This is a genomic window from Pseudoalteromonas sp. OOF1S-7, from assembly GCF_022347765.1.
In the GTDB taxonomy this organism is placed as follows: Bacteria; Pseudomonadota; Gammaproteobacteria; order Enterobacterales; family Alteromonadaceae; genus Pseudoalteromonas.
On record NZ_JAKRFZ010000010.1, the window covers coordinates 44,327 to 70,116 of the forward strand.

Consider the following 25,790-nt stretch of genomic DNA (forward strand, 5'->3'; position numbering starts at 1 on the left):
GTGGTTAGCCTACCATAGCGCCAGATGCTTTACAGCTTGCTTGAGAAGCGATAACCAGCACCGCGTACTGTTTGTACCAGGCGATCATGCCCCAGCGGCGCAATCGCTTTACGCAGACGACGAATATGAACGTCGACAGTACGATCTTCAACATATACATTAGTGCCCCAAACATGATCCAGTAATTGCTCACGGCTGTATACACGCTCCGGGTGAGTCATAAAGAAGTGAAGTAATCTGAATTCCGTTGGACCCATTTCCAGCTCATTACCGGCTGAGGTCACTCGGTGTGAAATTGGATCAAGGCGTAAGCCATGTACTTCTATGGCCTCTTCCAGTGACGTTGGAGAAACCCGGCGCATCACCGCTTTAATACGAGCCATTAATTCTTTTGGAGAGAAAGGTTTAGTAACGTAGTCGTCTGCACCCACTTCCAATCCCTTGACCTTATCTTCTTCCTCACCACGTGCTGTCAGCATAATAATGGGGATTTGTCTGGTGTATTCGCTTTGTTTAAACTTTTTGGCAATCTGAATACCACTGCCACCTGGCAACATCCAGTCCAATAACACCATATCAGGATAAGGCTCAACCATAGCTGCAATTGCAGAATCATAGTCTTCAGCTTCAATGGCCTGAAAACCATTTTGTTCCAACACAAACACCAACATTTCTCTGATCGGCGCTTCGTCATCAACTACCAGTACTTTACGTGACATTCCCATTTATCTCTTACGTTACCGAAGTGGGTTTCATTATTATGACTAAGTATGACAGTTTTATGAAATACCAAGTGATAAAAGATGACAATTGGGAAAAAAATAGGGCCAATCTAGCGCAAGGCTATGATACTGAAAAAACGGAGGTTTCGCTGAAAAGTAAATATAAATTGTCACAAAATCAGGGTAAATCCTTGTTTAGTCAGGTTTGTTTTGCGATAGCGTTAGTAAATAGCCCGGTACAGCCGCTGTAAAAAGGCGTAATGTCTGACATACAGGGTAATAAAGTTCATTTACAAACCCTGACGTTTACTCGGTAATAAACTGTACAAGCATTCACTTCATCAGAGTGGTGCAAACTCACCGTCTGCACCGTACAGTTACGCTCACTCAGTAAAAGCAAACTCGTTAACATCACAAAACCCAGTTAATAAAGCATTTACGCTAAAAGTCATAGCGTAAAGTCAGCGCCATATGGTCCTGATCCGGATCGTTGTCGAGATCGATCTTGGTGTACCACAGGTACATTCTCGCTTGCTTGGATAAGCTTTTTTCCACCCCTATAGACGTTGCATCCCCTGAATCTTTGAGCTTGCCAGAGGCACCATCAGAGTTTTGATATTGCGCCAGCAGTTTGTAACCATTGTCTAACTTGAGCGCGGCACTGACCACATAACTGTCAACAGTATCATTGCTGCCAATCGCTTCACTTTGCTGGTAACTGGCACCTAAAGTAACCTTGGCCACTTTACCCTGTACAGTAACCCGGGTTATGTCCTGACCTGCAACCTCTTCATCACGCGCCACACTGGCGTAAATGGCAGTTTTTTTCAGTTTACTGTCACCATAAGCAGCGGCCATCGACAAGCCACTTTCACCATTTTGCTTGCTGTTATCTTCGCTAATATAACTGACTGTAAATTTCAGATGGTTGAGTGAGGGTGTAGTGTATTGCAAGGTGTCCCCGAGGCGATTTTCGCCCACAAAGAAACTTTTAATATCGGCATTGAAATCATTCATCAGGTCGACTTTGCCCTGGGATTTTTTCATCGGCGTATCATCCCGCCCCACCAGAAGCTGGCCAAACCGACCTTTTATCCCGACATATTGAGAACGTGCGGTGATGTTTTCTTCCGATTTACCGTCATTGTCGTTTTCAGACATCTCGACCTGAAATTCCAGCTTGTAAAAGGCTGAGATCCCGGTGTCGATATCTGATGCGCCTTTGATCCCCATTCGTGAGGCGTAGCTTTCTACTGAGGTGTCTGAACCACTTCCCGTATCACTGTTTGCGACACCCAGATGCGCGCGTCCGTAAACCTTGAGTTCTTCAGCCTGCACTTGCATACCAGCCAGCACAGAGCCCCCAAAAAGGGCAGCCAAAAAGCATTTCTTCATACTTTGACCTTAATAAAAACCAATGTGAGCAGAATAGAGTACTCTTTAAAGCTAGACGCTCTGTTTCAGAGATCAAGTGACAAACCGCTGGATCAAAGTTTTTCTAAGCTGAGTTGCCTGAGATCAAATTTATACCAAGGGGATCCTTGCCGGATCATATTTTTACTAACATTTGTGGTCTGCTGTCACGCACTCAGCAGCTATTTAGAACTAACTCCTTGATTTTAGATCCATTCTATAAAGAGACAGACCCAGATCCAGACCATGACTTAGTAAGATCCCGATCCCAGAATACCCGCCCCAGCTGTCAGTTAGTCAAGATCTGATCCCGGCGCTCGCAGGTAGGTAAAATTCTGATCCCAACAGGATCAAATGCAGATACAAAAATGCCGCAGAATCAGCACTGCGGCATTAAACATTCACCTGATTTTACAAGGTTAGTATTTATTTGATCTGAGGATCCAACTCACCAGTCAGATATTTCAGGTGCATATCATCCAAAGAGATAGGCTGAATACGGCTTGCCTGACCAGCTGTGCCAAACGCTTCATAACGCGCAACACAGATCTCTGTCATCGCTTTTGTTGCCTCAGCAAGAAATTTACGCGGGTCGAAGTTCGCCGGATTATGTGCAAGATGGCGGCGGATCGCGCCCGTCGCTGCCAGACGTAGGTCTGTGTCGATGTTAACTTTGCGCACACCATGCTTGATGCCCTCAACGATCTGCTCAACAGGCACACCATAAGTCTCTGGGATCTCGCCACCAAATTCATTGATCACCGCCAGCCACTCCTGAGGTACGGAAGATGATCCGTGCATTACCAGGTGCGTATTCGGAATACGGGCGTGGATCTCTTTGATGCGGTTAATTGCCAGAATGTCGCCTGTTGGTGGACGCGTAAACTTATAAGCACCATGTGATGTACCACACGCGATTGCCAGGGCATCAACACCCGTTTTCTTGACGAAGTCTGCGGCTTCTTCCGGGTCGGTCAGCAGCTGGTCGTGCGTTAGCTTGCCAACAGCACCAATGCCATCTTCTTCGCCTGCTTCGCCCGTTTCCAGTGAACCCAGCACACCCAGTTCACCTTCCACTGATACACCACATGCGTGTGCCATATCAACCGTACGACGTGTTACATCCACATTGTACTCATAGCTTGATGGTGTTTTGCCATCTTCCATTAAAGAGCCATCCATCATGACAGATGAAAAGCCAAGCTGAATTGAACGCTGACACACGCCCGGCGACGTACCGTGATCCTGGTGCATAACAACCGGAATATGTGGCCATTCTTCGACTGCGGCCAAAATCATATGGCGAATAAACGGTGCCCCTGCATACTTACGTGCGCCTGCCGAACCCTGAACAATTACCGGACTGTTGGTTTTATCTGCCGCTTCCATGATAGCGCGCATTTGCTCTTGGTTGTTTACGTTAAAGGCAGGAACGCCGTAACCATGCTCCGCGGCATGATCCAGCAGTTGACGCATACTGATTAAAGCCATTGTGCTTTCTCCAATTGTTGATGAGTGAAGCTGATTTTTGCATCAGCGCTCGTGCTCATCGATTTGAACGGGATAGATTTTAAGTGCTACACACTCAGTTTGTTTCGGGAGTAAAATGTGAGAGAGTCCCAAAACCGGACCGAACTGTCGGCCCGAAAACATGCTGCTGCGACCTGCGCCGCAGCATAGTGTCAGATTACGCTTGTGCTCTTTGTTCAAGCATAGCGACTGCTGGCAGTTTTTTCCCCTCAAGGAACTCTAAAAACGCACCACCACCGGTCGAAATGTACGAAATCTCATCGGCTACGCCATATTTGTCGATGGCCGCCAGAGTGTCACCTCCCCCAGCGATAGAGAATGCGTTAGACTTTGCAATGGCATTAGCAATCGCTTCAGTACCGTTACCAAATTGGTCAAACTCAAACACACCAACCGGGCCATTCCAGACCACAGTACCCGCATTGGCGATGATTTTTGCTAGCGTGTTCGCCGTGTCAGGACCAATATCAAAGATCATGTCAGTGTCACGTACTTCCGTCACATCTTTGATCTCAGCAACGGCTGATTCAGAGAATTCGTCACCAACAACCACATCCGTTGGTACAGGAATATCGCCATCATTGGCACGTGCCGCTTCGCTGAGTTTATTCGCTTCATCAATTAAGTCAGGCTCATACAAGGACTTACCAACCGGGTTGCCTGCCGCGGCAATAAAGGTATTGGCAATACCACCACCGGTGACCAACTGATCAACCACTTTTGACAATGAATCCAGTACCGTCAGTTTAGTCGACACTTTAGAACCACCAACGATAGCAACCAAAGGGCGTGCCGGATTATCAAGGGCTTTGCCCAGTGCATCCAGTTCAGCGGCCAATAGCGGGCCTGCACAAGCCACTTCGGCAAATAAACCAACACCATGTGTCGATGCCTGAGCACGGTGTGCGGTACCAAATGCATCCATGACATATACGTCGCATAATGCGGCCAGCTTCTTCGACAGGGCTTCATCGTTCTTTTTCTCACCGACATTGAAGCGCACGTTTTCAAATACCACGACCTCGTTATCTGCGATATCAACGCCATCCAGATAGTTATCAACCAGACGCACATTTTGCTCCAGCGCGTCGTTCAGGTAATCTACAACCGGTTGTAGTGAATACTGCACATCGTATTCCCCTTCCGTTGGACGACCCAGGTGAGACATCACCATGACCTTGGCACCTTTTTCAAGGGCAAGCTTGATGGTCGGTAAAGACGCTCTGATACGGGCATCTGATGTGACCTTACCTTCTTTCACCGGTACGTTAAGATCTTCACGGATCAGAACGCGTTTGCCGTTTAAATCTAAATCCGCCATCTTAATGACTGACATTGACATCTCCTTCAAGAACGATACTTGGTTGTTAATTAACTTGTGTCATTGCTGCTGCGGTATCGAGCATGCGATTCGCAAAGCCCCACTCGTTGTCGCACCACACCAGCAATTTCGCCAACCGTCTCTGGCTGACGCGCGTTTGGGTACCATCTATGATACTGGAATGTGGGTCATGATTAAAATCCACCGAGACCAACGGCTCTTCTGTGTAGTCCAGTATCCCACGTAACGGACCGCAAGCAGCCTGTTGTAATGCATTGTTCACCTGCTCAATAGTGACATCACTGTTCAGGGTCACACTCAAATCCATTGCCGTCACATTAATGGTTGGAACCCGCACCGCAATGGCTTCGAAACAGCCATGAAACTTTGGCAAGATCCGCTCGATCCCACGGGCCAGCTTAGTGTCCACAGGTATAATGGACTGACTGGCTGCCCGGGTACGTCGCAGATCCGGATGGTAGGCATCAATCACCTGCTGATCATGCATAGATGCGTGGATCGTGGTAATGGTGCCGGAGCCAATCCCAAAAGCATCATCCAATACATTTATGACAGGGACAATACAGTTCGTGGTACAAGAACCATTGGAAACGATGGTGTGCTTAGCACACAGCTCTTGGTGATTGATACCATACACTATGGTTGCGTCTACATCTGCATCTGCGGGATGCGAAAACAGGACTTTCTTAGCACCTGCGCGCAAATGAGCCTGAGCATGAAAACGGGAATGAAATACACCGGTACATTCTAAAACAACATCGACGTCCAGGGCATGCCAGGGTAAATGGCTGGGATCGGCTTCGCTAAACAGCTGGATTCTATCGTCTCCCACTGTCAGGTAAGGCGCTTCCAGGTGAACAGGATAAGAAAAACGCCCATGCGAGGTATCGTATTTCAGCAGGTGAGCAATGCCCTGCGGATCGGCAAGTTCATTTATTGCGACGATTTGAATGTCTCGCTGGCGACCAGATTCATACAAAGCCCGCACTATATTGCGACCAATACGACCAAAACCATTTATTGCCAGTTTGATAGTCATTAAAGTGAAGATCCACCACGTTTTGAAAAATTGGGCTCAATCCTGCCTCACACACAGTGCATAGGCCGCATGCGAATAAATTTCCCAAGCTTTCCGTATTAAGATGGCGCTATTGTAATCGACCAGGCACAAATGTGTAAGAGATATGCAAAAATAATTACGTCAGTTGCCTGAGTAACGCCCCCTGAGTCCCACCAAGCTGACTGTTCTGCGCCAACAATAGTTCAGCGGTACTCAGTGCATCACTGAGCGCATGATGCTCGCAAGCCGACGGTAAATCATAACGCTGTCGGCAGGCAGACAATGTCAGGCAATCTGCCGCAAGCGTTTGTCCCTGCCTGAGCAATCGCTGTCTCTCAATCTGCATAGTATCGAGGATCCGCTCCGGACGCATCACTATCTCATGCTGAACAAACGCCCGTTTGAGAAACCCCCAGTCGAGGATAGCGTTATGACAGACCAGCATACTTTGCTCCAACACCTCAGCCAGTTGCTGTAACAAAGTACGTAAGCTACAGCCCAGTGCCAACGCCCTTTCATCCACCCCATGGATCACCGGGCTTTGTCCCAGCTGGCGCACTTCCTTATTCACTACATGCCGGGCGGTACCGAGGATAATTCGGCCTTGCCGGATCTCCACCCAAGCTGCCGAGACTATTTCGTCTCGTTTAGGATCCAGGCCGGTCAACTCCAGATCCAGCACTACCAGATCAACATCAGCCAACCGCTGGTGCCGATAGGCATGCCAGTTGCGTAGACGCGTTAACCAGTTCACAGGCTACCTCGGGCAAATTTGAAGGCACAGGCTTGCTGTGCTTGCTTGACCAGTTGAAAAGCTTCTTTGAGCTGATGACGCTCCAGAGAACTCAGTTGCTCAGGGTTAATACAGTTTTCAGGCAAACCTTCGCGGTCAATTTGCGTTCGTAAGCGCAATTGAGTTAAAAATCGCCAGCAATCTTGCAAATTGGCAATGTCCTCACTGCTGAGTACCTGATGGTTTTTGAGCGCCCGTAAGCGCTGCAGTGTATTGGGTTTGCTGATCCCCGCTTGCAGTGCATAGAGGCGAACAATATCGTTGATGATCACCACCCCGCGTTTTTTTAGATCCAAATATTTGTGCTTGTGCTTGTCCTGCTGCAACTTAAACTGCTGGAACAATCCGATCGGCACAGTATTGACGTTGATATCGGCTGCCATTGCGGCGTAGAACAGTTCATTTTTCGGGATCTCACTCAAATGATGTAAAAATTGCCCGAACAGAACGTCCGATCCCGCTATAAAGCGCAGATCAAAATAGATTTTACAGTTGAGCATGGCATGGGGCGTAGGCGCATGGGTCCAAGTGGTAAACCGATCGCACCACTCGCTCAGAGTACCCCGGCATTGCGGGTTGCTCGCCATGATGTTCCCCGGACAAGTTCGGATCCCACATTCATCCAGCTGTTGGCAAACAAACCCACCGAGCTGTGCAAAGTAACCTCTTTGCTCATCCGTTACGCCTTCAGGCAACAGCAGGCCGTTGTCCTGATCGGAATGCAGGGTTTGTTCCTCCCGAGCTTGCGAGCCAAAACAGATCCACGCAAACGGGGTTGGCGCTGTACCATGCTGCTGCTGATATAAGTCGATCAAGCGTCCGGTCAGCGCGTCGCTCAGACCGCTGAGCAGCTGACCTATTAAGGAAATGTCTTCGATTTTATTCGCGAAATCACTCAACAGATCCGGGATTTCTTTGGCCAGCTGCTGTACTTCACCATAGCTGCGCGCTTTGTAGATCCTGCCAATCAACTGCACCGGATCGCTTTTTTGCTGACGCAGCAGATCGGTGCTGGTGATCATTCCCATCGGGGTGCGATCTTCATTGAGCACCGGCAGGTGGTGAATGTTGTGCTTCAACATCAGATGCAATGCAGAAAAGATCCGGTTGTTCTCATATATGTACTTCGGCCTGACCGTCATGATCTCCCGGATCGCCCGCGCGGGATCTAAACCTTCGGCCAGCACCCGATTGCGCAGATCGCGGTCAGTCACAACCCCCGCAAGCTGGTCATTTTCAGTCACCATAATTGAGGAAACCCGATGTTTCTTCATCACTTTGGCCGCTTCCTGAATGCTAGCCAGGGGCGTTAGGGTCACCGCAGCCCGACTCATCAATTCGCTGACCCGATGTTCAGACCAGCCACTTGCCGATTCTTTATAATGACTGGACAACAGGCGCTTCGCATGGGCGCGCACAAAGTACTGTTCAAAAGGTTTGTATTCATGACGAAGAAAATCAAACGCACTTTGCGGCAACACATAAACCAGCCCAGCCTGCACCACTTCCAGCTGATTGCTGATCGGCTCACCGGTTAACAATGAGGGATAACCAAAGTAATCGCCTTCTGCCAGCCGGGTTATCAGTTCCCCACGCTCTGAGCGCAAATCGAAATGACCGGAACGCACCAGATACAAATGAGGCTGTTCGCTTTTGAACCACTGAGTCTGATTCTGTGCACTCACATAGATGATTTCTAAGTGTTCAACAAAGTAATCCGTCGCGCTGTAGGCCAACTGGCCAAACGGCGCCTGTTGCTGCATAAAGGTCAGCACATCCTGTACTTGAGCCGTCATAGCACCTCTCAAAATGACAACTACTCCACAGCTTACGCTGTGAAGTAGTTGGTTTCTGTGTGATCGGACCGATTCACAATCGGCCACTTCATATTAGTGTGCGTGTGCCGCAGAGGACCCCTTCGGGTTACGGATCCCATCCACCATTTGTTTCACTTCAAGTGGTGTTTGTGCTGTCAGCTTCATCACAATGGCCGCAATACCAAAGTTCACCAACATACCGACAATACCAATCCCCTCTGGTGAGATGCCAAACAACCAGTTAGCCGGCGTATTCAGTTCCGGACTGACAAACTTAAAGTAGATAATATAAGCCGCCGTGAAACCAATACCACACACCATACCGCTGATGGCCCCTTCTTTATTCATGCGTTTAGAGAAAATCCCCATGATGATCGCCGGGAAAAAGCTTGCCGCCGCCAGACCAAAGGCAAAGGCCACCACCGACGCCACGAATCCAGGCGGGTTAATACCAAAGTAGGCGGAGATTGCAATGGCCACCATCGCCGACAAACGTGCCGCCAGCAGCTCTTGCTTATCACTGATATCCGGTTTGAGGGTTCGTTTGAGTAAATCATGAGAGACCGAGGTAGAGATAACCAATAGCAGACCCGCAGTTGTCGACAGCGCCGCTGCAATACCACCTGCTGCAACCAGCGCAATCACCCAGGCTGGTAAATCTGCAATTTCCGGATTCGCCAGTACCATGATGTCACGGTCGATTTTCACTTCATTGCGGCTCGTCGGGTCGTCAATCTTACCCGCTGAGTAGAACATTTTGCCATCGCCGTTCTTATCATTGAATGTGATCAGGCCCGTTCTTTCCCAGTTTTTCACCCACTCAGGTGCTTCGGCATAGGCCGTACCGCTACCGTCTTTACCGTTAATCGTATCAATCATGTTAACCCGCGCAAATGACGCAACAGCTGGTGCAGTGGTGTAAACAATGGCGATAAACACGAGAGTCCAGGCCGCAGAAATACGGGTGTCTTTTACTTTTGGTACGGTAAAGAAGCGCACAATGACGTGTGGCAGACCGGCTGTACCGACCATCAGGGCTGCTGTAATCGCAAAGACGTCAATCATGCTCTTGGACCCTTCGGTGTATTGCGCAAAGCCGAGTTCGGTACTGAGCCCGTCGAGTTTATCCAGCAAATAGGTCCCGGAGCCGTCCGCCAGCGTACCACCAAAACCGGTTTGTGGTAGCAGGTGACCCGTCATCATCAAAGAGATAAAGATAGCAGGTACCAAATAAGCAAACACCAGTACGCAGTATTGCGCAACCTGAGTATAAGTAATGCCTTTCATGCCACCCAGTACAGCATAGAAGAATACGATCACCATCCCGATATACACACCGGTTTCGATGTCAACTTCGAGGAAGCGGGAGAATACCACACCCACACCACGCATTTGTCCGGCGATGTAAGTAAAGCAGATAAAGATTGCACACAGTATGGCCACAACCCGTGCCACCTGCGAGTAATATCGATCGCCGATAAAATCCGGCACCGTGAATTTACCAAATTTACGCAGATAAGGTGCCAGGCACAGTGCCAGCAGCACGTACCCACCGGTCCAGCCCATCAGATACACGCCACCGTCGTAACCGGCAAATGAGATGATCCCCGCCATGGAAATAAACGACGCTGCGCTCATCCAGTCAGCAGCTGTTGCCATGCCGTTTGCCAGAGGTGGCACACCACCACCAGCAACATAGAATTCGTTGGTTGAACCGGCACGCGCCCAGATGGCAATACCGATGTACAGGGCAAAGCTCAGCCCCACAATTAAAAAGGTGAGAGTTTGAACATCCATCATAGCGCTCCTTATTCATCCACGCCGTACTTTTTGTCCAGCGCATCCATTTTGAATACATAGACAAAAATCAAAGCAACGAAGGTATAAATTGCGCCCTGCTGCGAAAACCAAAAACCCAACTTAAATCCAAAGAAGCGGACCTCGTTGAGTACATCAACCAGCAGAATGCCGCATCCAAAAGACACCACAAACCACACTACTAATAGCTTAAACATTAAGGCTAGATTCTCTGACCAATATGCTTTTGCTTGTTCTTCACTTCTAAAAGCCATGATAAGTCCCCTTTCACACACCTGTCGCCGATGTGCTGGTGTTAATGACCTTTTGACTGTAGCAATGGCCCGTCAATAAGAAATTGAGACCTTAGTCGTAACAGTGAGGTTACGTTTACGTAAACTGTAACACACAATAAATACAGGTATCATTAAACTATTTAAATTCATAAACTTAGATAAAACTCATTCAGAAATTAGCAAATTCAGGAACACTTCTTTCAGGGATAAGACATTAGTCTAATTAATTCAATAAACATCGAATAATTTTTTAAAATCAGATGATTATGTCACTTTGGATTATCTGTAAGTGATGCTACTTTAAAGGCATAGAGACAATAACTAGAATTAACACAAGGGCTCATCATGACGGCTGCACTGTTCCTCGTTGCCATCGCCTATATCGGCTTACTATTCTGGCTCGCTAACTGGGGGGACAAAACCACACCCGTTGCTACCCGGATCAGCCATCACCCTTTTGTCTACGCCCTGGCACTCGGTATTTATTGTACCTCCTGGACCTACTATGGCTCGGTAGGTACAGCTGCCACCAGTAGCTGGCATTACCTGCCCATTTTGCTTGGACCGGCGTTACTCTTTGTGTTTGGTCAGGGATTTTTGCGCAAGCTAATTCTGGTGAGTAAAAAACAAAACATTACCACCATCGCCGACTTTATCTCAGCGCGTTATGGTAAACGTCAGACCACCGCTGTCATGGTCACTATGATAGCCTTGCTGGCCACCATTCCCTATATTGCGCTACAACTGAAGGCGCTGAGTAGCAGCTTTTTACTGTTACAGCAGGGCACACCGATCTCTGGCGGTATACTGGCCATGACAGGCACCTTACTGATGGCTCTGTTTGCCATCTTTTTTGGCACCCGTAAGGTTGACGTCACTGAGTATCGCTCCGGCCTCATGCTCGCCGTCGCGTTCGAATCATTGATCAAATTACTGGCACTGATGGCCGTCGCCGTCATCGCCATCCAAGCACTGTTATCGCAAGACGGCCCCACATCTTTGACATTTACTCACTGGCAGGGGTTTGACTTTACCAATTTCAATTTTATTGGTCAGACATTGATGGCTGCGGCAGCGATTATCTGCCTGCCCCGGCAATTTCATGTCACTGTGGTCGACAACCAGGACAGTCGCCATTTGCGCACTGCTCGCTGGGCGTTCCCGCTGTATCTTATCCTGATAGCCGCTATGATCCTGCCCATTGCCAGTGCCGCCATTCACGCTGATATCGGTCAGAACGTGACGGCAGACAGCTTTGTCTTGGCTCTGCCTATGATGCAGGGCCACCCGTTGATCACCACCTTTGTATTTATCGGTGGTTTATCGGCTGCGACTGCCATGATAGTTGTCGCAACCCTGACACTCAGTACTATGCTCTCTAACGATGTTGTGTTGCCTCTGCTGCTCAAGCGCAAGTTTAAGAAAAACCGCCTCACCAGCAACTATAAAACCCGAATCCTGCTGATCCGTCGCTTTATCATTGCTGCGATTCTGGTCCTGGCCTTTCTCTATCAGCAGTGGTTTGGTCATGGCGAAGCGCTTGCTAACATGGGCCTGGTGGCCTTTTCGCTGGTTACTCAGTTGTTACCTGCCATTGTCGGCGGACTATACTGGCGCAAAGGGCATGCTTACGGCGTGTATGCCGGACTACTCGCCGGTTTTTTATGCTGGATGTTATTCCTGATGTTCCCGGTGATAGAAGCGGGCAGCAGCCTGGACTTTGAAACCCGCCAGACCATCATCACTCGCGGTACCTTGCTGGCGCTGCTGGCCAATATCTGCTGCTATATCAGCTTCTCACTGGGCGCATATGAGCGCCTTATTGATAAGATCCAGGCGGCCGCATTCGTTAGCCCCTGGGAGCAAGCCAGTGCCGCTAAACGCCTCAACAAGAACGTCAAAGCAACGGTTTATGATTTTACAGTGCTCCTGCAAACATTTCTGGGGATCCAGCGCAGCCAGCAGTTACTCAGCCACTATGCCATCAATCATGACATTGAAGACAGCAACGCCTATCCAAGTGCCGACTTTATTGCCTTTTGTGAGCGAGCCCTCACCGGCGTGCTCGGCGCTTCCTCCGCCCGGGCACTGATCCACGCCGTTTCCTCGGGCAAACAACTCGCCTTTGAAGAAGTCGTGAACTTTTTTGATGAAACCACCCAGGCTCTGCAATTTAACCAGAACCTGCTGTTCACCTCCCTGGAAAACCTCAGTCATGGTATTTCTGTGGTAGATAAAGATCTTAAGCTGGTTGCCTGGAATCGCCGTTACCACGAAATGTTTGAGTACCCGGATGGTTTTTTACAGGTGGGTCAGAGCATTGAGGAAGTGATCCGTTTTAACGTAGAGCGCGGAGAATGTGGCCCCGGAGAACTGGAAAAGTTAATAGACAAACGTGTACAGCATTTGAAAAATGGCACACCACACCACTTTATTCGTCACCGCAGCAATGGCCAGGTGTTCGAAATGACGGGGAACCCACTGCCAGAAGGCGGCTTTGTGACCAGTTTTTCAGACATTACCAGCCACATAGACACACAAAATGCGCTGGAGGAGGTCAATATGGATCTCGAAAACCGCATCGAGGCACGTACTCAGGAGATCCGCCTGATCAACCAGGATCTGAAAGCACAAATAGCCAGCCGGGAAGAAACCGAGCAAGCCCTGGTTGCCGCAAAAAAAGAGGCGGAACGTGCCAACGACAGTAAAACCCGCTTTCTGGCGCTGGCCAGCCACGATATTTTGCAGCCGCTCAATGCCGCACGCCTGTACCTGGCCGCGATCAATGAAGACAAGTTGCAAGACAGCGACCGCAGTAACCTGGAGAAACTTGGTGCCAGTCTGGACTCGACCGTTCATCTGATGTCGGCACTGCTGGACATCGCCAAGCTGGAACAGGGCGCGATGAAACCGTCGCCACGCCACTTTGATATTGACGACATCATGTCGCCGCTGGCCAGTGAATATGCCATTTTGTGTCAGGAAAAGGGCCTGGCACTGCATGTACGTACCCGCCATCAGGTGATCCACAGTGACATTACCTATCTGCGCCGTATCGTGCAGAATCTGGTTTCCAATGCGGTAAAATACACCGAGCAAGGTCGGGTGCTGTTGGCCTGTCGCCGCCGCAGCCATAGCGTGCGTATTGAGGTCTGGGACACCGGCCCTGGCATTTCGGAGCATGAACAGCAAAAGATATTTAACGACTTTTATCGCATCCAGAGCGGTGATAATAAAGGCGTTGGACTCGGTCTCGGCGTTGTAAAGCGACTCTGTGAGCTGCTCAGTATGCCACTGGAAATGCACTCAATCCCAGGTAAGGGCAGTCGCTTTTGTGTCGAGGTCCCACTTGGCGATCTGCAGCAGATTCAGCAAAAAACCACACACTCAGAGCAAAAGCCCAGCGCTAAAGCCAATCTGAATCTGGTTGTGGTTGACGACGATCCTAAGAATCTGGCTGCCATGGCAAGCCTGCTCGATAAGTGGCAATTTAGCTATCGGATGTTTGAAAGGGCAGACAAAGCCCGACAACATGCCATTGACAATCCGGCCCCTGATTTTATTCTGATGGACTATCAACTCGATAATGATGAAAACGGGGTAAACCTGATCACAGAGTTAAGGCAATACTGGAACGCCCAGATCCCGGCGGTGCTGATCACAGCGGTACGCGACGAGCCTTTAAAATTGCAGGCAAAACAGGCCCAGATCCACTATCTGAGTAAACCGTTAAAGCCCGCCAAGCTTAAAGCGCTGCTTAACCACAGCACCTGAACGCTTCACAGTATGACAGCACTGCCCGCTGCATCTGCGGGATTCACTAATAGGCAAGCTGGATCTGATCGCGACCATTGGCCTTCGCGCGATAAACCGCCTGATCGGCCATCTTCAGGGCATGACTGAACGGCATGCTGGTGTTAACTTCGGTTACCCCGAAACTGGCGGTCACAGAGATCAAGCCACTCTCCTGTCGAACTTCCATCTCCCGCGTGGCAGAACATAACCGGTTTGCCACCATATGTGCATCGCTGACCGAGGTTTCCGGCAGTAAGACCACAAACTCTTCTCCGCCCAGGCGACAAAAACAGTCTTCAACACGCACCACATCCAGACAACATTGAGCAAACTTCTGTAGTACTTTATCGCCGGCATCATGACCAAAATCGTCATTGATCCGCTTAAAGCGATCCAGATCCACCATGATGAGGCTCATAGGCCGTTCCGTACGCTGATGACGGCTCATTTCACGCTTCGCGTGCTCCATCAGAAAGCGGCGGTTATTCAAGCCTGTCAGCATATCCTGAAATGCCATTTTGGTAAGCTTTTGCTGCATCTGGTACAACTCATGCACCAACAAGCGTCGACTGCAGCAATCGGCCACCATTTCTGTTATGGACACTTCCCATTCCTGCCACTGGCGCACAGCAGCACGCCCTTCACAGCACACCACCCCCAATGCGATACCATTTTTAAAAATAGCGGTATCCAGCATAGCTGCGATGTTATTAGGCTTGAGGTAGATATCGGTAAATTCGCTGGTACGAGGATCTGAACAGGCATTGTCTGCCGCAATAGACTGGCCACTGATAATCGTAGAAAAATACACGGGAAAGTCATCAATACTCAGCACTGGCAGCTGTTTTGGTACATCCTGCCAGTCGGTATTGGCATAGTTGAGCAGTTTGCCAGGCTGGTGCATGTCGTCAAACAGCCACACCGATACACGATCAACCTGAAGCAAAGACTTTGCCTCAAAAATAATATCGTGCAAAAAGTGCTGATGTTCGCCGGAAACATCGACTTCTTGCGAACTGATCCGCCGTAATTTTTGCGTGCTCTGAGTTAATCGATTCAAAGGTACTACCAAGTCGCAAAGCTGATGAATTAGGGCATCGACTTAGCCGATGCCATGCCGTTGTATTAATCTAATAATATCTCGCCTGCGACAAAATGCACTGTTTTCTTTGCACCGGGAAGCGGTCATGTCCAATGCAGTAATAGTCACATTAGGCCATGTATTTTGCCAGATACTTTTTAAACACCGGATCGCTTTGTGCTAAGCCTTTTTGCTCAGTCAGGATCTCTTTTAACATCTGCTTTGACGTTAGCGGATTGGCCAATACAACTCTGAATACCACCGTTGGCTGGTGTTGATACTGAGCGGGGGTTAAGCGTGTCCGTGACACAAAAGAGCGTCCCGATTCGCGCTGACGTTTTTGCATACTGGCAGTAAAGCGGTTGAGTGCGGCATAGATGTCAATGCGTTCCTGCGCATCTGCGCGCTCAATTGCCTGACGGATCTGCTTTGGTATATAGCGATAGGTTAACAAGCACAGTTCCGGCTCCGAAACCAGTTCAAAATCCTCTTCTGCTTGAATAAGCTCGGCAAAATACTGGGCTTTTTCTATACCTTTGTCGATCAGCATTTCGTACCCTTTACGGCCAATCACCCGCAAACACGCATGCACTAACATAGCCATACCCGGACGACTCCCCTCAAGTGTATGGCTACCCAGGTCTTTAGAGCCTTTACGCAGAATATACTCTGCGTGATGTTCAATGGCATCCGTTGCGGTGGGATCTTTAAACAGCACAATACCCGCCCCCATTGGCACGTACATCTGCTTATGTGCATCTATGGTGATTGAATCCGCCAGTTCAATGCCTTTAAGTAAGTGACGGTAATTGGCAGACAGCAAAGTTGCACCACCCCAGGCTGCATCAACATGGAAATGACAACCCAATTCCTGAGCAAGCGCCGCCATTTCTGGCAAGGGATCAATATTGCCCGTTTCTGTGGTACCCGCAACACCTACGATCGCCATAACCTTAATGCCAAGCTCACTCAGTTCCTGTGCTTTGGCACGCATCGCCGCCACATTCACTTTGTTGTCATCGTCAGTTTTTACGGCAATGAAGTTGTTGCGGCCAATCCCCAGTACATCGGCAGCTTTGCCCAACGAGTAATGACCACGCTCGGACACCAGCACGGCCAAACCTTTGAAGCCATAATGCAGCATCGCAGCCATGATCCCTTCACTGGCAAGCCCTTTAAAATCGCCATCCGGACCGAGTAAGCGGTTACGCGCAATCCACAAAGCCGAAATGTTGGCAATGGTACCGCCTGAGCAAAATGCGCCGAGTGCGGTCTTTGCGCTGTGCATCCACTTTTCATAAAACTCATCGTTTTCGCCATAGGCAAGATGATGCATCATGCCCAGCACCTGTCGCTCCAATGGCGTAAAAGCCTTTGAAGTCTCAATTTTTACCAGGTTCTGGTTCAGTCCGACCATCAGCTTTGACAATGGCAGAACAAAATGTGGCAGTGCTGAGGTCATATGCCCGATAAAGCTTGGCGAAGCAGTGTGCACAGAATGTGCCACCAGCTGCTCCATAATATCCTGAGCATAGTCAGAGACAAACATCGGTTCTTCCGGGATCATTGCCGATTGAAAGTCTTTCTCTATCTCATGCAATGGTTTTTCAATTGCTGCGATATTTTCATTCAGAAAGCCCGCCAGATTACTGGAAATTTCCTGCTCTATTACACTTAACGTGGAGCTGGGTGCTTCTGGAACGGTAAAGATACGCATTAAGCTTTCTTCAGAAGCGACTGCACAACGCTTTGGACCCATTTTAATACCTAATCATGCGTGGGTAACTGATGTGGGGAGTTACCTTGCCAAGTTGATACGAAATGACTAACTTTACTGTAAAGCGATGGGAAAGTCTGCAATGCAGTCAAAAAAAATGAACTCTGCTTGATAATTTAATGAACCTCTGATGACATAACGTGGTCAGCCAAACCCAGCATTTAGTATGGTGAATGTAAGGATTGGGGTTCGAAAACAAGGCAAATTCGTTAAATATTTTGTCAGCCTTGTCAGAAATGGATAGTATTAGGGACAATCCTCCCCACCAGACTTAAAGACTCAAACGGAAACTGACATGAATAAACGGAATTTTGCGCTCAGAGCGTTATCACTGACCTGGATAGTCATCGGCTTTGTGGTGTTTATTGCGTCTTTATCAGCTTATGTACTCTATACTTACCATCAGACCCGCACCACTATAGTCAAGAGCATAGATCAAAAGCTACTCATGGCCGCACGCAGTACTCAGCTGATTTTAGGTGATGATTATCATGACAGACTCAACGAAATAGATAACGAAGAGTATCGCCATAAAAGCATGCAACTGTCCGAGCTGGCGCGACATCTGGGCGTTGAATACGTTTATGCCATGGTTTACGATGCCCCCTATGTACGCTTTAGCGCCTCCAGCTATACTCAAAGCGATGTGTTACAGGATAAAGTAACCCGTTTACTGGACCTGTATTCTGAAGCCACTGCGGTCAACAAAAGTGCATTTCGCTCAACACAACCCTTGTTTGAAGTCTCTGAAGACAAGTGGGGCCACTTTAAAACCATTTTTATCCCCCATGTAACACGTGACGGACGGGTCTATCTGACTGGCGCAGACATCAAAACATCACACATTCAAACCGAGCTGGCCAAGAGCGTTAAAGAGGCGCTGTTCACCGCTTGCTTCTTCTTTGCCATTGCCTTATTGGTGGCAGGGATGTACTTACTGATATTGAGGAAAACCCTGACAACGGATGCGCGTACCGGTTTTCCTAATCGCCTGGCATTGGAACAGGATCTGGCGAAAAACCCCAACCAGCATCTTAGTCTGGCAATTGTTGCTATTAATGAGCTGGAAGAGATTGTCAGCTTTTATGGCACTGACGTCGGCGATGAGATAATCCGCCGCGTCATGAACCACTTCAGTGAGTTTACTGTGCCATTTAAGGTGTATCGCCTCGCCACTGCCAAGCTGGTGCTACTGAGCGACGCCAATAAGGGAGAGCATTACCTGAGCAGCCTGATCAATGAGTTCCCTACCACGACCCCTATCTTACAGCATCCGCATTTATACATTCAGATCACTGCGGGCATCGCCAACGGCAATAAGCGCCTGCTACTGGAAAATGCGTTTATTGCCTGCCGCCAGGCGCAGCAAAAACAACAGCGGGTGTGTCTGTACGGACAAGATCCAACACAGATCAAAACCATTCAGGAATCCCACATTGCCATCGCTAAAACAGTGCAAAGCGCTTTTGAACAGCACCGAATTCTGCCTTATTTTACGCCGCGAATGGGTACTGAGAGCCAAGCCATCGAACAATATCATTGCACCCCGAGAGTACTCACGGAGCAGGGCCTGATCTTACGTCCTGAATCTTTCTCAGAGGTGATCCGCCACTCCAGGCTGAGCTCTCAACTGACCAAAGTCATGCTTGAGCTGTGCACCGCACATTTTCGAAAATCACATCATGCCTGGAGCATGCAATTGAGCTGGCAGGATCTGGCCGATCCGCAAATAATGGAGTTTATTTTTGCGCAGCTCAGACGTTACCCACAACCTGCCAAAATTACCTTTGAACTGGAAGAGCAAGAAGTGATTGAGCATTTTGCCGACATGCGGGTCTATATCAATGTGCTTAAAAGCAAAGGCGTGAATATCATGGTGGCGTCGAGCAACAGTGGTTTGCTGACCATCAGCCGGGTTCTTAAGCTTACCATAGACAGCGTCAAGCTTACCTCCAGCGTCATTGAGCAGCTAAGTGAAGAGACTGAACTGCATGAGTACATTGAACACATTGCCAGGCTCTGCCATGAGCGCCAAATCACTTTGCTGGTAGACGGTGTACACAGTAAATATCAACTGGAGCAATTGTTAAGCTGTAATGTTAAGTTGGTTGAAGGGAGCCTGATTGGCACGCCCGGACCACATATCAACATCAACCCGGGCAACATAGGAAAAGATTTTCAGGCCAGCGCCTGAACACCGCGCTGTATCGTCTGTGAGCGCACCAGTGATACTGCGCCTATAACTGAGCGATCAGGCGGGTACTTTGTTGCCCGCTGGCCCAGTATTTACGCTCAAACGGGGTCATCGCCGTATCGCTTTCATAGGCACTGACCTCGGCCTTTTTACCAGCCAGCGTCAGGCTGCGGGCAAATTCCTCAACATAAATTGACCAGTTGCTGCGCAACTCAAGTCGCCCACCCAGCTCAACGATATAGGGGAAGACCGCCGCGCCATGCCAGCGCCTTTGCAGGTGTTTGGCTTTCGGCCAGGGGTTGGGATAGAGCAAATAGTGATGACTTGGCTGCCAGCTGGCCTCACAGGCCAGACGCCAAAAGTCATTCAGATCTGCCTGAACCAGAATATACTGGCCAGACTCCGTCTGCTTGTATTCGATGTCGTGTTTTTCAAGACGATGTTCTGACTTATCGATACCTATGACTAAGGCATCCGGATGCCGCTTTGCCAGATTCGCCGTGCTCTCGCCTACACCACAACAGGAATCCAGAATGATGGGCCCATCAAATGCCTGTACTTTTTCGTTAACCTGCTCAAAGGCTTGTTGCGTATGGGCTGCAATGGGCTTTTTGAACGGCGTATTAAGGTGTTTCTGGACCACCTCGTCTAACTTTTCGTGGAGTCCGTCCTGGTTACTGGTGATGCTTCTGGAGTTTGCGTCTGACATAACAGCGAATTGTGGCTCATAGTCTGAAATATAATGGGGGTATTTTATCTCAGTCCGCCGGATTAAGTAAGCGGTTGTGTGGCAGAGTCCCCCTGCCACTTTTCAGATCAATGGCGTAAACCAACACCACGCTTGATCAGATTCAATGCCACCGCAAACAGCACAGTGATAAAACCAATTAACACACCAAAGGCCAGCGTGATATCGACATCAGAGACGCCCAGGAAACCATAGCGGAAGGCATTCACCATGTAGATGATTGGGTTTATCTGAGACACGCCCTGCCAAAACTCTGGCAATAAGGTGATGGAATAAAACACCCCGCCCAGGTAAGTCAGTGGTGTCAGCACAAAAGTCGGGATGATACTGATATCGTCAAAACTATTAGCAAAGACCGCATTGATAAGACCACCCAGCGCAAAGACCGCCGAGGTCAGCAACACGGTCAGCATGATCACTGCCAGGTTATGAATTTGAATATCCACAAACAGCAGGCTCACCAGCGTCACTATCAAACCTACCAGCATACCACGGGCCATGCCGCCACCAATATAACCCAGCACTATGATATAGTTTGGCACTGGCGCCACTAGTAACTCTTCAATGCTTTTTTGAAACTTAGTGGAATAAAAGCTCGATGCCACATTGGAATAAGAGTTGGTGATCACCGACATCATGATAAGCCCCGGCACGATGAACTCCATGTAACTGAAGCCACCCATCTCGCCAATGCGTGAGCCGATCAGTGAGCCAAAAATCACAAAGTATAAGGTCATGGTGATGGCCGGTGGCACCAGGGTTTGCACCCAAATGCGTAAGAAGCGGATACACTCTTTGATCCAGATACTTTTCAGTGCTACGCCGTAGTTTAAGATTTTCATTCGCTGCGCCCCTGTTCCAGTAACCCGACAAACAATTCTTCCAGCCGGTTTGCCTTATTTCGCATACTCAGCACCGTATTGCCCTGCTCATTAAGCTGGGTGAATACCCCATTCAGACCCTGAGATTTCGCTACTTCGACTTCCAGCGTGTGGTCATCAGTGAGCATAAATTCATAACCTTCAAGTTTAACCGGGTTGATGGGCGCTTTGAGGTCCAGCACAAAGGTTTCTTTGTCCAGCTTTGCCAGCAAGGCTTTAATGGTGGTGTGTTCAACGATTTTGCCCTGATCGATAATGGCGATATTTCGACACAGCAGCTCAGCTTCTTCCAGATAATGGGTGGTCAGGATAATGGTGATCCCCTGCGCGTTGATCTCACGCAGGAAGTCCCACATAGAGCGGCGCAGTTCAATATCTACCCCGGCAGTGGGTTCATCCAGGATCAGTAATTTTGGTTCATGCATCAGCGCCCGGGCAATCATCAGACGACGTTTCATACCGCCCGATAAAGTACGTGCCTGTTTGTCTTTTTTGTCCAGCAAGCCCAGTTGCTTCAGGTATTTTTCGGCGCGCTCATGGGCCAGCGCACGCGGCACACCATAATAGCCGGCCTGATTGACCAAAATCTGATTGAGGGTTTCAAACTGGTTAAAGTTGAACTCCTGCGGCACCAGACCAAGGTGAGATTTAGCCGCTTCCAGGTCGGTATCTATGCTGTGGCCAAATACTTCAACCTGGCCCGCGGTTTTGTTCACCAAAGATGAAATAACCCCAATGGTAGTCGACTTACCCGCGCCATTTGGCCCCAGCAGCGCAAAGAAGTCGCCCTGCTCGACCTGTAAATCAATCCCTTTAACGGCTTCAACGCCGTTACTGTAGACCTTACGCAGGCCAGATATATTTAATGCCTTTGTCATCTTATTGTTTTTCCTCACATCCCCATGTTGTTGTTTTCACTTGTTTGTACCGATACGCTGTTTAACCGAGCTGCATCAATCGCCATAGCCCCAGCGTTTCGCCAGCTGATGCGCTATACCTAAATGGTCTAAAATGCGCGCCACCATAAAATCGACGAGATCCTCGATGCTTTGTGGCTGGTGATAAAACCCGGGCGCCGCGGGCATAATGGTGACCCCAAGGCGGCTTAGTTTGAGCATATTTTCCAGGTGAATAGCACTGAATGGCGTTTCTCTGGGAACCAGAATAAGCTCGCCGCGCTCTTTGATCACCACATCAGCCGCGCGCTCTAACAGGTTGTCGGATGCCCCCATGGCAATCGCCGACACACTCCCCGCACTGCACGGGCAGACCACCATTTTCTTGGGCGCCGCAGAACCCGACGCCACCGGGCTGAACCAGTTGTCTTTACCAAATACCTGGATCTGCCCAGCCCTGGCCTGATAGAGCTCACTGAGCTGTGCTGTAGCTTTGTCCTCATTACCAGACAGTTTGATGTTAGATTCGGTGTCCAGCACCACTCTTGCGGCACTGGAGATCAGCACATAAACCTGATAATCCAGCGCCACCAGCACTTCGAGTAAACGCAAACCATATGGCGCGCCCGATGCGCCGCTAAATGCCAGCGTAATGGCCGGCTTAAATTGTGACATAACTTTATGACCTCTTTTCGCGCAGTGCACTTAACACTGCGGTATGGATCCCATTAAATCCACCGTTGCTCATGATCAGGATATGCTCACCCGATTTTGCCTTAGCCGCCACCGCCGCGACGATGTCATCGGTACTGTGATAGCAGTCGTAGCCTGCCTGCTTTGCAGCCTCTTGCAGTGACCAGCTCAGATTCGGCGGCTCAAACAGCATCACCTCATCGGCTGCCGCCAGTGAATCCATCAGGGTTCGCTGATGGACCCCCATTTTCATGGTGTTAGAGCGCGGCTCCAGAATCGCAGTAATGCGGGCATCGCCCACTTTGGCGCGTAATCCCGCCAAAGTGGTTTCAATGGCCGTGGGATGATGAGCAAAATCATCATACACACACACACCGTTTACCTCTCCGAGCAATTCCATACGTCGCTTGGGTGAGATAAATTTACCGAGCGCCTCAATGCTGACGGACACAGGAATACCGACATGACGGGCAGCCGCAATGGCCATCAGGGCATTTTTGACGTTATGCTCGCCAATGGCCTGCCAGTTCACTGTGCCCTGGCTTTCGTTATTCAGTAACACCTCAAACTGGCTGCCATCGGCTTTACACAGGCGGTAATCCCAGTCGCCACCCAGCGTTTCCTGCTGGCTCCAGAAGCCTTTGTCTATCACTTCGCACAGGGGTTTATCCGCTGCCGGGTAAATCGCTTTACCCTGCGCAGGTAAGGTACGAAGTAAATGATGGAACTGGGTCTGAATTGCGGCCAGATCGGCAAAAATATCGGCGTGATCAAATTCCAGGTTATTCATGATCAGGGTGCGCGGCAGGTAATGAACAAACTTACTGCGCTTATCAAAAAATGCCGTGTCGTACTCATCGGCCTCAATGACAAAAAACGGGGTATCACTGGTGCGTGCCGACACGCCAAAGTTTTGCACTATGCCGCCGATCAGAAAGCCCGGCCGCAGCCCTGCATATTCCAGCAACCAGGCCAGCATACTGGCGGTGGTGGTTTTACCATGCGTACCAGCCACCGCCAGTACCCAGCTGTTTTGCAGCACGTGATGTTTCAGCCACTCAGGGCCTGAGGTATAAGGTAAGCCACGCTCAAGCACATATTCCACACAGGCATTCCCCCGGCTCATGGCATTGCCAATCACCACCATATCGGGTGCCGGGTCCAGCTGGGCCGGATCATAGCCCTGGGTTAATTCAATACCAAGCGACTCCAGCTGAGTGCTCATAGGTGGATAAACGTTTTGATCGGATCCCGTCACCTTGTGGCCCAGCGACTTCGCAATGGCCGCAATGCCACCCATAAAGGTGCCGCAGATCCCAAGAATGTGAATATGCATGATTTAATTAACTAATTAGCTGACTAACCCGCTTAGGTTATCATACTCGTCTGAACCTTGGCTGGTTTTGTGAGCGGATCTCTACAAAACACTTTTGCAGCTGGTACAAAGTCACCACAGCAGGCATAAAAAAACCGGCTTAAGTGCATCACCTAAACCGGATTTTTAGATACGATTTTAACGGGCTATCTGATTAAGCAACACCATACTGGTCGCGATACGCTTTAACCGCTTCCAGATGCTCGGCCATATCGCCTTGTTGCTCAAGGTACGTGATCAGATCAGCCAGTTTTACGATAGACACCACCGCGGTGTTAAAGTCGCGCTCCACTTCCTGAATGGCGGACAGCTCACCTTTGCCTTTTTCCTGACGATCAAGGGCAATTAATACACCGGCCAGATCGGCCTCATTGGCTGCGATGATCTCCATCGACTCACGGATAGCCGTACCCGCCGTGATCACATCATCCACCAGCATGATACGACCAGCTAGCTCAGAGCCAACCAGGTTGCCGCCTTCACCGTGCTGCTTTTTCTCTTTACGATTAAAGCAGTAAGGTACGTCTTTGTCGTAGTGATCCGCCAGTGCCACAGCAGTGGTGGTCGCAATGGGAATGCCTTTATACGCCGGGCCAAACAGCACATTGTACGCAATGCCGGCATCTTCCAGTGCAGCGGCATAAAAACGCCCTAAACGCGCCAGGTCGCGACCCGTATTGAACAGGCCCGCATTGAAGAAATAAGGGCTGGTACGGCCAGATTTAAGCGTAAATTCACCAAACTTAAGCACCTGCTTTTGCAGGGCAAATTCAATAAAGTCTTTTTGATACTGTTTCATACGATACCTTTTTATTTACGAATGCTTATGCCAGCGCCTGTTTTTGCAGGTCAATGATCTCACGGATTGAATGCTTAGCCAGTGCCAGCAGCTCGTCCAGCTCTTCAAATGAGAAAGGTTCGCCCTCGGCTGTACCCTGTACTTCAATCAGTTTGCCGGTTTCGGTCATAATCACGTTCATGTCGGTTTCGGCTTCTGAATCTTCCAGATATTCCAGATCGGTAATGGCTTCGCCGTTGTAAACGCCCACAGAAATAGCCGCAATCATAAACTTAAGCGGGTTCGCGTTGATCATGCCCTTGGCACGCATGTGTGTCAGCGCATCAACCAAAGCCACACAAGCACCGCTGATAGACGCAGTACGTGTACCACCGTCAGCCTGCAGTACATCACAGTCGATAGTAATGGTGTTTTCACCCAGCGCGCTCAAATCAACCGCAGCACGCAATGCACGGGCGATCAGACGTTGGATCTCCATGGTACGGCCGCCCTGCTTGCCTTTTGCCGCTTCACGGCCATTACGCGTGTGAGTAGAACGCGGAAGCATCCCGTATTCTGCAGTGATCCAGCCTTTGCCCTGGCCTTTCATAAAACGCGGTACACCCGCTTCAACCGTAGCAGTACACAACACCTTAGTGTTGCCAAACTCTACCAGCACCGAGCCCTCGGCATGCATAGTATAGTTACGTGTAAAAGTTACCGGTCTGATTTGATTTGCAGTTCTTTCGCTTGGACGCATCCACCTTCCCCTATGATCAAAGTTTCGCGATATTATAAAGGG

Annotated in this window: 21 protein-coding genes; 3 read left to right on the forward strand and 18 right to left on the reverse strand. The window is 49.4% G+C overall.

The features are described 5' to 3' along the window. Window positions 1-29: 29 nt before the first annotated feature. Window positions 30-719: a phosphate regulon transcriptional regulator PhoB gene (gene phoB / locus MHN33_RS14880; protein ID WP_010383464.1), complete on the reverse strand. Its 690-nt coding sequence runs from the start codon at window positions 717-719 to the stop codon at window positions 30-32. A 41-nt stretch (window positions 720-760) separates the two neighbouring features. On the opposite strand from phoB, the gene MHN33_RS14885 reads away from it, so the two are divergent. Continuing rightward, complete coding sequence (locus MHN33_RS14885; protein ID WP_239398873.1) at window positions 761-973, forward strand: hypothetical protein; 213 nt, start codon at window positions 761-763, stop codon at window positions 971-973. Window positions 974-1,163: 190 nt separating this feature from the next. On the opposite strand, the gene MHN33_RS14890 is transcribed toward MHN33_RS14885, so the two are convergent. The 8 genes from MHN33_RS14890 to MHN33_RS14925 form a co-directional block, all read right to left on the reverse strand. Further along, window positions 1,164-2,117, reverse strand: a complete 954-nt coding sequence (locus MHN33_RS14890; RefSeq protein ID WP_239398875.1) for a porin — start codon at window positions 2,115-2,117, stop codon at window positions 1,164-1,166. A gap of 444 nt (window positions 2,118-2,561) precedes the next feature. Next, window positions 2,562-3,626 carry a class II fructose-bisphosphate aldolase gene (gene fba, locus MHN33_RS14895; RefSeq protein ID WP_239398877.1) on the reverse strand — a complete coding sequence of 355 codons (1,065 nt, stop codon included), beginning with the start codon at window positions 3,624-3,626 and terminating at the stop codon, window positions 2,562-2,564. A 196-nt stretch (window positions 3,627-3,822) separates the two neighbouring features. Then, window positions 3,823-5,001 (reverse strand): phosphoglycerate kinase, encoded by a 1,179-nt coding sequence (locus tag MHN33_RS14900; protein WP_239398879.1) that lies wholly within the window; start codon window positions 4,999-5,001, stop codon window positions 3,823-3,825. A gap of 31 nt (window positions 5,002-5,032) precedes the next feature. After that, on the reverse strand, window positions 5,033-6,046 hold the full coding sequence (gene epd, locus MHN33_RS14905) for an erythrose-4-phosphate dehydrogenase (protein WP_239398881.1): 1,014 nt from the start codon (window positions 6,044-6,046) through the stop codon (window positions 5,033-5,035). A gap of 157 nt (window positions 6,047-6,203) precedes the next feature. Continuing rightward, window positions 6,204-6,821: a 3'-5' exonuclease gene (locus MHN33_RS14910; protein WP_239398883.1), complete on the reverse strand. Its 618-nt coding sequence runs from the start codon at window positions 6,819-6,821 to the stop codon at window positions 6,204-6,206. Beyond that, complete coding sequence (locus MHN33_RS14915; RefSeq protein WP_239398885.1) at window positions 6,818-8,656, reverse strand: DUF294 nucleotidyltransferase-like domain-containing protein; 1,839 nt, start codon at window positions 8,654-8,656, stop codon at window positions 6,818-6,820. The genes MHN33_RS14910 and MHN33_RS14915 overlap by 4 nt, the downstream gene beginning before the upstream one ends. Before the next feature lie 93 nt (window positions 8,657-8,749). Then, the gene (locus tag MHN33_RS14920; RefSeq protein ID WP_239399132.1) at window positions 8,750-10,474 is read right to left on the reverse strand and encodes a sodium:solute symporter family protein; all 1,725 of its coding nucleotides are present in this window, start codon (window positions 10,472-10,474) and stop codon (window positions 8,750-8,752) included. A gap of 11 nt (window positions 10,475-10,485) precedes the next feature. Next, a complete protein-coding gene (locus tag MHN33_RS14925; protein WP_239398887.1) occupies window positions 10,486-10,749 on the reverse strand; it encodes a DUF4212 domain-containing protein in 264 nt (87 codons plus the stop codon). 366 nt (window positions 10,750-11,115) lie between these two features. On the opposite strand from MHN33_RS14925, the gene MHN33_RS14930 reads away from it, so the two are divergent. Beyond that, entirely contained in the window at window positions 11,116-14,544 is a 3,429-nt protein-coding gene (locus MHN33_RS14930; RefSeq protein ID WP_239398889.1) for a PAS domain-containing hybrid sensor histidine kinase/response regulator, read from the forward strand. A 46-nt stretch (window positions 14,545-14,590) separates the two neighbouring features. Here the strand turns inward: MHN33_RS14930 and MHN33_RS14935 are convergent, their stop codons facing one another. Both MHN33_RS14935 and panP read right to left on the reverse strand, forming a co-directional pair. After that, window positions 14,591-15,625 carry a sensor domain-containing diguanylate cyclase gene (locus MHN33_RS14935; protein WP_239398891.1) on the reverse strand — a complete coding sequence of 345 codons (1,035 nt, stop codon included), beginning with the start codon at window positions 15,623-15,625 and terminating at the stop codon, window positions 14,591-14,593. Between the two features lie 151 nt (window positions 15,626-15,776). After that, window positions 15,777-17,405: a pyridoxal-dependent aspartate 1-decarboxylase PanP gene (gene panP, locus MHN33_RS14940; protein WP_239398892.1), complete on the reverse strand. Its 1,629-nt coding sequence runs from the start codon at window positions 17,403-17,405 to the stop codon at window positions 15,777-15,779. Between the two features lie 313 nt (window positions 17,406-17,718). Here panP and MHN33_RS14945 point away from each other — a divergent pair, with 313 nt between their 5' ends. Continuing rightward, complete coding sequence (locus MHN33_RS14945; protein WP_239398893.1) at window positions 17,719-19,617, forward strand: GGDEF domain-containing protein; 1,899 nt, start codon at window positions 17,719-17,721, stop codon at window positions 19,615-19,617. A gap of 43 nt (window positions 19,618-19,660) precedes the next feature. Here the strand turns inward: MHN33_RS14945 and MHN33_RS14950 are convergent, their stop codons facing one another. The 7 genes from MHN33_RS14950 to rph all read right to left on the reverse strand — a co-directional run bounded on the left by MHN33_RS14950 (window position 19,661) and on the right by rph (window position 25,748). Continuing rightward, a complete protein-coding gene (locus MHN33_RS14950) occupies window positions 19,661-20,326 on the reverse strand; it encodes a methyltransferase domain-containing protein (RefSeq protein WP_239398894.1) in 666 nt (221 codons plus the stop codon). A gap of 107 nt (window positions 20,327-20,433) precedes the next feature. Then, window positions 20,434-21,201, reverse strand: a complete 768-nt coding sequence (locus tag MHN33_RS14955) for an ABC transporter permease (RefSeq protein ID WP_239399134.1) — start codon at window positions 21,199-21,201, stop codon at window positions 20,434-20,436. 2 nt (window positions 21,202-21,203) lie between these two features. Beyond that, the gene (locus MHN33_RS14960; RefSeq protein WP_239398895.1) at window positions 21,204-22,124 is read right to left on the reverse strand and encodes an ABC transporter ATP-binding protein; all 921 of its coding nucleotides are present in this window, start codon (window positions 22,122-22,124) and stop codon (window positions 21,204-21,206) included. 75 nt (window positions 22,125-22,199) lie between these two features. Beyond that, window positions 22,200-22,817: a flavin prenyltransferase UbiX gene (locus tag MHN33_RS14965; protein WP_239398896.1), complete on the reverse strand. Its 618-nt coding sequence runs from the start codon at window positions 22,815-22,817 to the stop codon at window positions 22,200-22,202. Window positions 22,818-22,821: 4 nt separating this feature from the next. Next, window positions 22,822-24,171, reverse strand: a complete 1,350-nt coding sequence (gene mpl / locus MHN33_RS14970) for a UDP-N-acetylmuramate:L-alanyl-gamma-D-glutamyl-meso-diaminopimelate ligase (RefSeq protein WP_239398897.1) — start codon at window positions 24,169-24,171, stop codon at window positions 22,822-22,824. A gap of 193 nt (window positions 24,172-24,364) precedes the next feature. Beyond that, window positions 24,365-25,009: an orotate phosphoribosyltransferase gene (pyrE, locus tag MHN33_RS14975; protein WP_239398898.1), complete on the reverse strand. Its 645-nt coding sequence runs from the start codon at window positions 25,007-25,009 to the stop codon at window positions 24,365-24,367. A gap of 25 nt (window positions 25,010-25,034) precedes the next feature. Next, complete coding sequence (gene rph / locus MHN33_RS14980; RefSeq protein ID WP_010383487.1) at window positions 25,035-25,748, reverse strand: ribonuclease PH; 714 nt, start codon at window positions 25,746-25,748, stop codon at window positions 25,035-25,037. Window positions 25,749-25,790 lie beyond the last annotated feature (42 nt).